Origin of the sequence: Micromonospora siamensis (genome assembly GCF_900090305.1) — a bacterium.
Classification (GTDB): Bacteria; Actinomycetota; Actinomycetes; order Mycobacteriales; family Micromonosporaceae; genus Micromonospora; species Micromonospora siamensis.
In genome coordinates, this window is sequence record NZ_LT607751.1 from 2,230,403 (window position 1) to 2,242,718 (window position 12,316).

At 69.5% G+C, this 12,316-nt stretch carries 9 protein-coding genes; 6 read left to right on the forward strand and 3 right to left on the reverse strand.

The genetic code is table 11. From position 1 onward, the window contains the following. The first annotated feature begins 39 nt into the window (after positions 1–39). Together GA0074704_RS10295 and GA0074704_RS10300 are read left to right on the forward strand one after the other, a co-directional pair. A complete protein-coding gene (locus GA0074704_RS10295) occupies positions 40–7,836 on the forward strand; it encodes a ricin-type beta-trefoil lectin domain protein (RefSeq protein ID WP_088970293.1) in 7,797 nt (2,598 codons plus the stop codon). Further along, positions 7,837–8,289 carry an SUKH-3 domain-containing protein gene (locus GA0074704_RS10300; protein WP_088970294.1) on the forward strand — a complete coding sequence of 151 codons (453 nt, stop codon included), beginning with the start codon at positions 7,837–7,839 and terminating at the stop codon, positions 8,287–8,289. A gap of 29 nt (positions 8,290–8,318) precedes the next feature. On the opposite strand, the gene GA0074704_RS10305 is transcribed toward GA0074704_RS10300, so the two are convergent. Next, on the reverse strand, positions 8,319–8,597 hold the full coding sequence (locus tag GA0074704_RS10305) for a hypothetical protein (RefSeq protein WP_231926807.1): 279 nt from the start codon (positions 8,595–8,597) through the stop codon (positions 8,319–8,321). Next, positions 8,594–8,845, reverse strand: coding sequence for a hypothetical protein (locus tag GA0074704_RS10310; RefSeq protein WP_157743638.1), 252 nt, complete (start codon positions 8,843–8,845; stop codon positions 8,594–8,596). Before GA0074704_RS10310 ends, GA0074704_RS10305 begins: the two co-directional genes overlap by 4 nt. A 168-nt stretch (positions 8,846–9,013) precedes the next feature. On the opposite strand from GA0074704_RS10310, the gene GA0074704_RS10315 reads away from it, so the two are divergent. Then, positions 9,014–9,805, forward strand: coding sequence for a helix-turn-helix domain-containing protein (locus GA0074704_RS10315; RefSeq protein WP_231926808.1), 792 nt, complete (start codon positions 9,014–9,016; stop codon positions 9,803–9,805). Further along, complete coding sequence (locus GA0074704_RS10320) at positions 9,796–10,002, forward strand: DUF397 domain-containing protein (protein WP_088970297.1); 207 nt, start codon at positions 9,796–9,798, stop codon at positions 10,000–10,002. Before GA0074704_RS10315 ends, GA0074704_RS10320 begins: the two co-directional genes overlap by 10 nt. A 356-nt stretch (positions 10,003–10,358) precedes the next feature. On the opposite strand, the gene map is transcribed toward GA0074704_RS10320, so the two are convergent. Beyond that, positions 10,359–11,129, reverse strand: coding sequence for a type I methionyl aminopeptidase (gene map / locus GA0074704_RS10330; RefSeq protein ID WP_088970299.1), 771 nt, complete (start codon positions 11,127–11,129; stop codon positions 10,359–10,361). A gap of 64 nt (positions 11,130–11,193) precedes the next feature. On the opposite strand from map, the gene GA0074704_RS10335 reads away from it, so the two are divergent. Together GA0074704_RS10335 and GA0074704_RS10340 are read left to right on the forward strand one after the other, a co-directional pair. Next, on the forward strand, positions 11,194–11,496 hold the full coding sequence (locus GA0074704_RS10335; RefSeq protein WP_088970300.1) for a helix-turn-helix transcriptional regulator: 303 nt from the start codon (positions 11,194–11,196) through the stop codon (positions 11,494–11,496). Positions 11,497–11,601: 105 nt separating this feature from the next. Beyond that, entirely contained in the window at positions 11,602–12,282 is a 681-nt protein-coding gene (locus GA0074704_RS10340) for a Uma2 family endonuclease (protein WP_157743639.1), read from the forward strand. The last annotated feature ends 34 nt before the right edge of the window (positions 12,283–12,316 follow it).

Sequence of the window (12,316 nt, forward strand, 5' to 3'; positions counted from 1 at the left end):
TTCTCTTTCGTTATTGCGCCTGGGTGGGAGTCGACGCGTATGCGTGCTATCGGTTTGCTGTCTCGGCGGTGGCAGGGCCGCCGGACCCCGACGGGACCCGGTCATCCCCGGTGGCGTCGGGCCCGGACGGCCACGATGCTTGCCCTGTCCACGACGCTCGTCGCGACGATGCTGCCCGCGCAGGCGTGGGCCGTCCCCGGTGCCGGCATGGCGCGCGAGGAGACCAACCTCGACCTGCCGGACATCCCGCAGAGCGAGCTGGTCGGCGAGGACGACTCCGCCGAGAAGAACCTGACCACGGCCGACGAGGTCCCGGTGGAGCCGTACGCTCCGACGGCCGTCACCCCGTGGCAGCAGGACACCGGCGTGGTGGACCTGACCGGCGTCGCCGCCGGCGACACCGTGCCGGTCGACGACCTGCCGGTCGCGCTCGGCGTGCCGGCCGGCACCGACCCGGCGACGCTCGCCGGTACCTGGACCGTCGACCTGGCCGCCCCGACCGCGTCCCAGGACGCCGGCGTCTCCGGCCTGATCATGAAGATCACGCCGCCGGACACCGCCGACCCGGCCGCCCAGGTCGCGCTCAGCGTCGACAGCACCCCCTTCGTCGACCTGTACGGCCCGCAGGCCGCCGACCGGTTCGGCGCCGTGCTGCTGCCCAGCTGCGTCTACGACAGCCCGGACACCGGCGAGTGCGCCCCGGAGACCGCCCCGCCGGCCGCGCCGGCGCAGACGCTCGCCAGCGACGTCGAGCTGGTCCCCGCCGCCACCGCCGGTTTCGGCATCGCTGCCGCCGGTGAGCCGTCCACCCGCCGGGTGATCACCACCAGCGTGCCGGTGGCTCCGCTGCTCTCGACCGGGGCGGGTGCCCGGTCGCTTGCCGCCACCTCCACCGAGCCGAACGTCGTCGGCGTGCTCGACACCGGCGCCTCCGCCTCCGGTGACTACACCGCCACCCCGCTGCTCTCCTCGGGCTCCTGGGCGGCGGGCGCCTCCTCCGGCGCGTTCACCTACTCCTACCAGGTGCAGGTGCCGGAGACCGCCGGCGGCCTGATGCCGAAGGTGGCCCTGGGCTACTCCTCGCAGTCCGCCGACGGGCGTACCTCCGCCACCAACAACCAGGCCTCCTGGATCGGTGACGGCTGGGACTACAACGCCGGTGAGATCACCCGCAGCTACGCCAACTGCCGCCAGGACTCCAAGAAGACCGGCTCGAACAACAAGGACCACCGCACCGCCGACCTGTGCTGGGGTTCGCAGAACGCCACCCTGTCGCTCGGCGGCATGACCACCGAGCTGGTCTGGGACGAGGCGAAGGGCTCCTGGTTCACCGCCAACGGTGACGGCTCCAAGGTGGAGCGCCGCAAGGACACCAGCAAGGGCAACGGCGACGCCGACGGCGAGTACTGGGTGATCACCACCCGGGACGGGACGAAGTACCACTTCGGCCTCAATCGCCTGCCGGGCTGGTCGGACAACGGCACCGCCGCCGACGACCCGGAGACCAACTCCGTGCTCACCGTCCCGGTCTACGGGAACCACCTGGACGACGGTCCGGTCGCCGAGACCTGCTACAAGTCCGGTGGCACCGACGCCTGGAAGGCGTCCGTCTGCACCCAGGCCTGGCGCTGGGGCCTGGACTACGTCGAGGACGTCCACGGCAACGCCATGAGCCTGTGGTGGGGCAAGGAGAAGAACTACTACGCCCGCGACTTCAACTTCAAGGCGCCGGTGGAGTACGACCGCGGTGGCTACCTGACCCGGATCGACTACGGCCAGCGCAAGGACAGCATCTTCTCGGCCGAGGCGCCGGCCCGCGTCCGCTTCATCACGGCGGAGCGCTGCTTCACCGAGGGCACCCTCACCTGCAGCGAGGAGAACTTCACCGCCAAGGACCCGGGCAAGTACCGGATCTGGTACGACACCCCGGCCGACCTGCGCTGCGGCCCGGGCAGCAACACGGTGAAGTGCTGGAACGCGGGCCCGTCCTTCTTCACCCGCAAGCGGCTCGACATGATCAGCACGTCGGCCCAGCGGCGCACCGACACCACCGCCCGCCAGGTGGTCGACGAGTACCAGCTCAAGCAGTCGTTCCCGGTGCTGCGGACCGGTCCGAACACCGCCCTCTGGCTGGAGTCGATCACCCGCACCGGCTACGGCCGTAACGGCACCACGGACGCGAAGGTCACCCTCAACCCGGTGCGCTTCGAGGCCAACGCCGAGGACATGCCCAACCGGGTCAAGAACGACAACCGGCCCGGCTTCTCCCGCCTGCGCATCGCCCGCGTCATCAACGAGTACGGCGGCGAGACGGTCATCACCTACAAGGCGCCGGTCGGTGACTGCGCCACCGGCACCGGCCTGCCCACCAAGGCCGACACCGCCCAGCTGAGGTCCAACACCCGGCTCTGCTACCCCTCCTTCTGGCACCCGGACCCGGAGGCCGAGGAGATCGACTGGTTCCACAAGTACGTGGTGGACACCGTCGAGGAGCTCCCCGCGATCGACGGCACGCAGCCCACCGTGACGCACTACGACTACGCCACTCCGGGTTGGAAGCTCGCCGAGCAGGAGTTCACCAAGAAGTCCACCCGGACCTGGTCGCAGTTCGCCGGCTTCGCGCAGACCACCGTCCTCACCGGCGCCGACGACCCCGCGTTCAACAGCAAGCGCACCAAGGCGGTCACCCGCTACTTCCGCGGCATGGGCGACACGGTGCCGGTCAACGACATCACCGGTGCCGAGATCGCCAAGGACAAGGAGCCGTTCGCCGGCCGGGTCGCCGAGGAGCTGACCTACAGCGAGGCCACCGACGCCGACACCAACTGGCTCACCCGCAGCGTCACCTACCCGGCGGCGCAGCTGCTGGCCAGCCGCACCCGCGACGACGGGCTGAGCCCGCTGGAGGCGTGGCGGGTCACCGAGCCGCGCACGGTGTCCTGGACGAAGTCCTCGGGCACCGGCGACGACACCCGGACGCTGCGCGCGGTCGAGACCAAGACGACGTTCGAGTCGACGTACGGGCTGCCGACGTACGTGGAGTCGCTCGGCGACACCGGCAAGACCGGCGACGAGTCCTGCACCTTCAACGAGTACGTGCACCGGACCGACAAGAACATGATCGGTCTCACGCTGCAGTCTCGTACCAGTCCGACGACCTGCGCCGCGGCCACCTTCGACAACCTGACCACGCTAAGTGCGGCGAACCGGGTGGCTTACGACAGCCTGGCCTACGGCACCGCCCTGGGTGCCACCACCCGTGGCCTCGCCACCCAGACCTGGTCGCTGAAGGGTGACGGCTCGGGCTTCCAGCCCGGCGGCACCACCAGCTTCGACGCCGTCGGTCGGGTCACCTCCGCCACCGACCCGGACGGCAAGTCCTCCACGATCACCTACACCCCGTCCATCGGCCAGACCTTCACCATCACCGAGCAGAACTCGCTCGGCCACCAGCAGGTCCAGGAGCTTGAACCGGGCCGGGGGACCGCGGTCAAGACCACCGACGCCAACAACCGGGTCAGCGAGGGCAGGTACGACCCGCTGGGCCGCCTCGTCGAGGCCTGGGGCGCGGGTCGCACTCCGTCGGCCACGGCAGTGCCGGACTTCAAGGCGGAGTACGCCACTCCCGTCGGCAAGCCGCCGTACGTCACCACCTTCAGCCGTGGGCACGACAACAAGATCCAGACCTCGGTAACCCTCTACGACGGCCTGGGCCGGGAGCGGCAGTCCCAGGAGGAGGCCACCGGCGGCGGCCGCCTGATCACCGACACGCTCTACAACAGCTCCGGTGAGGTGTGGCAGACCAACAACGCCTACTTCGCCGAGGGCGGTCCGGTCGGCACGATCTTCACGCCGCTGGCCGACACGGCGATCCCGAACGCCACCCGCTACACCTATGACGGCCTCGGCCGGGTCACCCAGGAGATGCCGGTCCTGCGCGGCGTGGACCAACCGTCCCGGGCCACCAACTACACCTATGGCGCCGACTCCTCCTCGGTGATCAACCCGGCGGGGGCCTCGTCCTACCGGATGTACAGCGACGCTCTGGGCCGGACCAACCGGCTGGACACCTTCACCAACGCTGGCCGCAGCGAGTTCACCACCATGCGCTACCAGTACGACGCGCGTGGTCAGATGGCCCAGGCGACCCACTCCGCCGATCCGACCCACCCGTGGACGTGGACGTACGACCAGCGTGGTCGAGTGGAGACCGCCACCGACCCGGACAGCGGGACCACCCGGTTCACCTACGACCACCGCGACCGGCAGTTGACGGCCACCAACGCCCGTGGTGTCACCGTCTGGAACGGCTACGACCAACTGTCCCGCCCGGTCCAGCAGCGGCTGGGCGGCAGCACCGGGGCGGTGCTCTCCGAGTACACCTACGACACGGCCGCGGGTGGCAAGGGCCTTCCCGCCACCGCCACCCGGTACACCGACGGCCTGGCGTACACGCAGACGGTCGGCGGCTACACCACCGACTACCAGCCGACGTCGACCACGCTCACGCTGCCGCAGTCCATCGCCGACACGTGGGGCCTGCGGACCTCCTACACCTACGACTACACGTATACGGACACCGGCCTCTCCGAGTCGGTCAGCCTGCCGTCCGTCGGCAGCCTCCCCTCCGAGAAGATCCTGGTCCGCTACACCAAGGACGGCCTGCCGCTCTCGGTCTCCGGCAAGGACTGGTACGGCGCGGAGACGGTCTACTCGCCGTACGGGCAGGTGCTGCGATCGACCCTCGGCGCGCAGCCCTACCGGGTGTGGACGATGGCGACCTACGACGACGCGAGCGGTGCCCTCACCGACCAGCAGGTCTACCGGGAGCAGACCGGCGACAAGTCGCTCGTCGGCGCCAACCTGGTCTCCCACCGCTCCTACTGGTACGACAGCGCCGGCAACGTCACCTCGATCCGCGAGCGCTCGCTCGGCATTGAGGAGCGGCAGTGCTTCCGGTACGACACGCTCGGCCAGCTGGCCACGGCCTGGACGGCCAAGGACCAGGCGTCGTGCCAGGCGGATCCGACCGCTACCACCGTGACGGCCGGCACCGACGGCGCGGGCTACTGGCAGGAGTACGAGTACGACCTGCTCGGCAACCGCAAGAAGCTGGTGGAGAAGGACCTCACCGGCAGCACCGCCAAGGACGCCACCACCACCTACGACTACGGCAAGGCGGACGGCAGCCAGCCGCGGACTCTGACGAAGGTGACGAAGAACTACGTCACCCCGGCGGGTGCGGCCGTCACCGCGGCTGCCGAGCGGCTCTACGAGTTGACCGGTGAGACGAAGTCCGTCACGTCCGTTCAGAACGGCGACCAGCAGACGCTCTCCTGGACCTACGACGGTCAGGTCGAGCGCGTCGTCGGACAGGGCGGCAAGGGGAAGACGGCATACGTCGGCCTGGGGAACAAGTGCATCGACCTCAGCGCCGGTACGGCGGTGGCGAGCCAGCCCATCCAGCTGTACTCGTGCAACGGCACGATCGCGCAGAAGTGGAACTTCACCCCGGCCCCGAACCAGGCCAACGCGAACCTGGGCACCCTGTCGATCGTCGACAACTGGTGCGTCCAGCCGGCGGCCAACACGGCCGGTTCGGCCTTCCGGATCCAGAAGTGCGACGGCTCAACCGGCCAGATCCTGGAGCGCAACTCCACCGGCCAGCTCAAGCACACGGACTCGGGCCTGTGCCTCGCGGTCAAGGACGCCAACACCGCCAGCGGCACTCCGCTGGTGCTGGCGGCCTGTGACAGCGCCGCCGCGGCGCAGCAGTGGGAGGCGCAGAACGAGACCCGCCACATCTACGGGCCCGGTGGCAACCGCCTGCTGACGGTCCAGGGCCGGCAGGCCACGCTGGACCTGGGTGAGTCCCAGGTGGTGGTGCAGAAGGGTGGAACGCTGGTCAACAGCCAGCGGACCTACGCCGCTCCTGGTGGTGCCGTCCTCCGCTATTCGCACGGCACCAGCGCTTCGGCCCTGGTCGCCCTCGCGGGTGACCACCAGGGCAGCCCTTACGCAGAGATCGGGCTCTATGGCTCGATGCCGGTCCGGATCCGCAAGCAGGACCCGTTCGGCAACCAGCGGGGCGCGGACAAGCTCGCGAGCAACATGCAGACCAACGCCGGCTTCCTCGGCGCCAACCGCGATGACGCCTCCGGCTACACCCCGCTCGGCGCGCGACTGTACGACCCCGTGGTCGGGCGATTCATCTCCGCCGACCCGGTGCTGGACCTGACGGACCCACTCCAGTCCAACGGCTACGCCTACGCCCACAACAACCCGGTGACCCTGTCGGACCCGTCGGGCCTGTCGGTGTCCCTGAACGCCTCGGAGATGGCGTCGGCGCTGGCCGGTGCGGGACTGTCCGCCGCGCAGGTTGCCCAGGCGCAGTCCACCATGGGCCGCTCGCTGACGTCCGTGATCCTGGAGACCGCCTGGTCGATGCTGAAGGACTTCATCGGCATCACCGACGCGATCAACTGCTTCGGCGGTGACATGTGGTCCTGTGGCAGCCTGATCATCGGGGCGATCCCGTGGGCCAAGCTCGGCAAGATCCCGGGCGTGATTAAGGCCGTCAACCGGACGATCGAGGCAATCCAGGCGTTCTTCAAGGCGAAGAAGGCGGCGCAGGCGGTCCTAGCGGCCGCTCGTGCCGCGGAGGCGGCGGCGCTCACGGCCAAAAAGCTGGCCATGGAGCGGGCGAAGAAGGCCGCGCAGGCTGCGGCGAAGAAGGCGGCCGAGAAGGCTAAAAGGACCAGCGACAGGGTCGTCAACCAGACGAAGAAAACGGGCAACCCGGTCCACAAACAGGCCCAGGCCAAGGCGAATCCGAGGGGCTCGTCGGCTGCCTCCTCGGGGGGCGGCAAGGGTTCTGGCGGTGGCGGCAAGGGAAACTCCAAGCCGGGTGGCGCCTCCGGTGGCACGGCTCGGGGCAAGGGTGGCTCCAGCGCCAGCGGCAACGCCGGCAAGGCGAGTGGTGAATCCTGCCCCATCAGTAACAGCTTCGTTCCCGGCACCAAGGTTCTGATGGCGGACGGTTCCACCAAGTCGATCGAGGATGTGAAGCCGGGCGACAAGGTCCTGGTTACCGATCCCGAGACGGGACGCACCAAGGCGGAGAAGGTTTCTGCGGCGATCAAGGGTGACGGCGTCAAGCATCTGGTGAAGGTCACTGTCGACACCGATGGTGAGCAGGGTGCACGGACGGCTTCGGTCACCGCGACCGATGGTCATCCGTTCTGGGTGCCGGAGTTGAACGCGTGGGTCGATGCCACCGATCTGCGGGCCGGGGAATGGCTGCGAACCAGCGCCGGGACGTTCGTCCAGGTCGCGGCGATCGAGCGATGGACCACGCCGCGAGCGACTGTGCACAACTTGACGGTCGCGAACATCCACACGTACTACGTGTTGGCTGGCTCGGCGCCGCTGCTGGTGCACAACTGCGGCGTGGTCGACGCAGTCGAGGCGGAGGCGGAAGCCGTCGCCGACAAGACGAAGTCCCAGCGTCCGAATGTGATCGAAGCCCTCCAAGTCCCCGGCCACGATCCCATCGTTGCCCACAGCGACGGCGGGGCAGGTAACCGACGGGTGCACCCTGACGTGCAGGCTGTCCTAGACTCGATCCCGGCTGCTAACCGCGGCAACAATCACGGAGGCTGTGGTCTCGTGCAGTGCCTTACAGAAGCACTGGACTCCGGACTCGATCCAACCGGTGCCACGGCCGCCGCAACGCTGGGACGGGCGAGGACGAATGCGAACTTCAAGGTGCTGATCGGACCATGCCCGAGCTGTCAGGTACTGGTTCGGCACTTCGAGATCGATTTCAAAAAGTAGATGTCCCGTTTCTCTCCAGAGGTGGAGGCCGTCCTTCGGCAGGCCGGCTGGTTCCCGCAGCGCCGAATCGACCTCGGCGCGTGGCAAATCAGCATGCGGGAATTCAGCTGGCATGCCGCGGCGACGCGATTCCTTCAGGAGTTTGGTGGGATCAGGGTGGAAGTCAGCGGTCCTGGGGTCAGCTGCGCGCGTGTGCCGTTTGAGTTCGACCCGGAGCTCGCAGTGGGGGAGGAGGAGCGGTTCGCCGAGTTCTCTGAGGTATTCGGCCGGCGCTTTTTTCCTGTGGGGGAACTGGGTCAGGGGGAGTTCTTCCTCGCCATCGATGATGAGGCCGTCCTGTACTACCTCTCCGCTCGGCTGTTTCGCTTAGGACAGGTGGATTCGGCGTTGGCGTGCTTGGCCTCGGGCGTGGCAGCCGAACGACTCGATCCGCCTGCGGCAAACGGCGCCTGATCGGTCCGCGCCCCCCGTGGTGGCTTTTGCTACTGCGGGGGGCCTACCCGTACTGGGCGCGTCCAGCCGATGAACCGGGTAAAGAACTCCGCCGGATCCACCTCGTCGGGCCGTAGCCGCAACCGGTCCGCCACCGCCTCGTGCAGCAGCCCGCACAGATACACCGCCAACCCCACCCGGTCCCCGGCGTACTCCGCCCGCAGCCCGAGCTTCGCCGGCTGGCACGGCCACGGCGCGCCGCACGCCCGGCACAGCCAGACCGGCCGCGCGGCGACGTGCCGCCGCAGCTCGGCCCGGGACACGCTCACCGCGGCTCACCCGCCGCGCCCCGTCGCAGCGCCGCGACCCGCACCAGCGCTCTGCGGGTACGCCCACCGCCCGCCTCGGCGCCGTCGGGTCGCAGCTCAACGCCGGTCAGCTCCACCCACTCGATCCGGGGATGGTCCAGCCCGACCGGCTCCTCGGTGAGCCGCAGCCGCAGCGGCCCGGCGCCGTAGCAGTAGTCCGCCTCGGGCACGGTCACCACCTCCCCGAGATGCGGAAAACGGTGGTCCATCGGCTTGCTCCCCTCGCCGCTCCTGGTCACACTCTGCTGTGGACGTGACTACGGTCGGAAGGTGCCGCGGGCCCTCACTGCCGCCTGTGCCGGTGGGATGCGACCCCGTGGCGCGGCTGTGGTGACCGGCGGGTGGGCTGTGGTGGAGGTGTGATGGGCGGTGCGGCGATGTCGACGCTGGAGTTCCTGGGCGCGGAGCTGCGCCGGGCGCGCAAGGAGGCCGGGCTGAGCCAGGAGGAGTTGGCCCAGCGGATCAGCTACTCCTCGTCGCTGGTGGGGATGGTGGAGATCGGCCACCGCACCCCGTCGCAGGACTTCATCGCCCGGGCCGACGCCGCCCTGACTGCTGGCGGTCTCTTCGAGCGGCTGCTCGCCCTGGTCCGCGCCGACGCTGCGCCACCCTGGTTCAGGGAGTGGATCAGCGTGGAACGGGAAGCCACCCTTATCCGCTGGTTCGAGCCGTCACTGTTCCCCGGCCTGTTGCAGACCGAGGCATATGCCCGGGCGGTGCTGCGCGGCGGGCGGATGCTGCGGGAGACCGAGGTGGAGCAGCGGATCACCTCGCGGATGGAGCGCCAGGCGGTGTTGCGCCGGGAGACACCGCCCGAGTTCGTGGCGGTGATCGACGAGGCGGTGCTACGCCGGGCGGTGGGGGAGCCGGCGGTGATGGTGGAGCAGTTCGAGCACCTGCTCCGACTTACCGAGCAGCCGCACGTCACGCTGCACGTGGTCCCCGCCGACGCCGGCATGCACGCCGGCTTGGCTGGCGCGTTCATCCTGGCTCGCACCCCCGAGGGCGGCGAGGTGGCCCACCTGGATACACCGTTGAGAGCGCACGTCACGGACCGGCCGGACGACGTTGATAGCCTTCAACACAGGTGGGAGAGCCTGCGGGGCGAGGCGTTGCCCCGCCGGGCCTCCCGGGAGCTGATCCGGGAGTTGGCGAAGTCATGGACCTGACCGGCGCGGTCTGGCGCAAGTCAACCCGCAGCGACAACGGCGGTGCCACCTGCGTCGAGGTGGCCACCAACCTGCCCGGCGTGGTCGGCGTACGAGACAGCAAGGACCGCCGCGGCCCGGCGCTCACCTTCCCGCCCGGCGCCTGGACGGCCTTCGCCCACGCCGCCGCCACCGGCCGCCTCGCCGGACCCCACTGACCCGGAACCACTGGCCGCCTCTGTTATGGACACCGAGTCTGAGTGGGCGACGTCCGGGCATGTGCCGGCAGCTGAGTTGGCGCGGCGGCAGGGCGTCGGACCGGTCGACTCGGTCGGTGACCTGAGCTGCCCACATCTCATCGAGTCGGACGAGGAACTTGATGAGTTCCTGGCAGACCTGTGTTCGTCCAGGCATCCGGAAGCCGCGTGAGTCCCGTTTGTCCTGAACGCCGACATGGCGGCCCCGGCCGCCGAGCGCGCAGGATGTCGCGGACCTTGGACACTTTCCGTTCACCACGAACCGAAAGTGTCCAAGATCCGGAGCCGGCCGCCACCGGGCGGCCCAACCGAGGCGGTTACGCGGGCAGGGTGAGGATCTCGGCTCCGTCGTCGGTGATGGCGATGGTGTGCTCGCTGTGCGCCGTCCGGCAGCCGGTCACGCTGCGCAGCGTCCAGCCGTCGGCGTCGGTGACCAACTCGGCGGTGTCCGCCATCACCCACGGTTCCAGGGCCAGCAGCAGCCCCGGACGCAGCCGGTAGCCCCGGCCCGCTCGACCGGTGTTCGACACATGCGGGTCCTGATGCATAGTCGAGCCGACCCCGTGACCGCCGAACTCGGTGTTCACCGAGTACCCCGCCTCGCGCAGCACCGTGCCGATGGCGTGGGAGATGTCGCCGATCGGCACGCCAGGACCAGCCGCGGCGATACCGGCGTGCAGGGCACGCTGCGTCGCCTCGATCAGCGCGACGCTCTCCGGCGGGTGCCTGTCGCCCACGATGAAGCTGATGGCCGAGTCGGCGACGACTCCGCCCAGGTTGACAGCCAGGTCGAGGGAGAGCAGGTCACCGTCGACGAGCTGGTAGTCGTGCGGCAGGCCGTGCAGCACCGCGTCGTTGACCGACGTGCAGATGTAGTGGCCGAACGGCCCGCGCCCGAACGACGGCTCGTAGTCGACGTAGCAGGACGCCGCCCCGGCCTCGGTGATCATGTCGCGGGTCCACCGGTCGATGTCCAGCAGGTTCGTGCCCACCGTGACGCGGCTCTTCAAGGTCTGGAGCATCCTGGCGACCAGGGTGCCGGTGTCCCTCGCGCGCAGCAGCTGGGTGGGGTTCAGGATCTCGATCACGCGGCGCCTCACTCACGACCAATAAGTATCCCGGCCATACTATCCCGGTACTAGAATACGGGCCATGGTCAGGTTGCCACTCACCCCCGCGGAGGTCGAACGCGGGCAGCGCCTCGGCGCCCTCCTGCGGCGCGCCCGGGGGGAGCGTTCGATGCTGCTCACCGCGCTGGAGGCCGGCGTGTCGCCAGAGACCCTGCGAAAGATCGAGTCCGGTCGGGTGGCCACCCCCGCGTTCCCCACCATCGCCGCGATCGCCGACGTCCTCGGCCTCTCCCTCGACACCGTCTGGTCGGAGATCAACCGGTCCGACGACGGCGTCGGACCCGCCCGTCCGGCCCGCCACCCGGCCCAACGCCTGGCCTCGTGAACCCACCCCCGGCTCCCGACGGACACCCGGTGCGATCCGGCCGTCCGCGGGGCAGCGCGACTAGGCTGGTCGGCGGCAGGATCTTCCGCTGAGGGGGTGAGCCTGATGGCCCAGGCCGCATACGCGCCCGAGCCGGCGCCGGAGCAGATGCCCGAGCCGACCGAGCCGTCGTTCGACGTGCTGCGCTGGCGCGACGAGCCGTGGACCGCCCAGCTCGCCCTCGACCTGTTGCCGGAGACCAACGGTCCCAAGGTCGAGGTCCTGAGCGGAAGCGTGATCGTGACACCACATGCCGGAATCGACCACCAGTCGGTCGAGCGTGAACTGCCCTACCTCCTGCACCGAGCCGCCCGCCGGGCCGGGCTCTGGGTGTATCCCGAGATCAACGTGGTCTCCGGGAAGGAACTCTTCATCCCGGACATCAGCGTCCTGCGGTCGTCCGGCGGCGGCCGGCCTGCCGTCGACATCGCCGATGCCGTTCTCCTGGCGGAGATCGTCTCGCCGGGCAACCGGCGCAAGGACGTCATCGACCGACCCCGGGAGTACGCCGCCGCCGGTGTGCCCTTCTTCCTTCGTGTCGATCTGCGCAACCGGATCCCCGCACTCGCGCTCTACGAGCTGGTCGAGGGGGAGTACCAGCCGGTGTCGGCGGCCGCCGCTGGCACTACCTTCGTGATGCACCAGCCCTTCGCCTTCTCCGTCGACCCGGCCGACCTGCTCGACGAGGAGGCGACCGAGGACCAGGCCGAGGAGCGGGACGGGGAGCAGGCGGACGGCGAGGGCTGAGGCTCCCAGCGGGCGCACAGCACCGCCGGGGCAG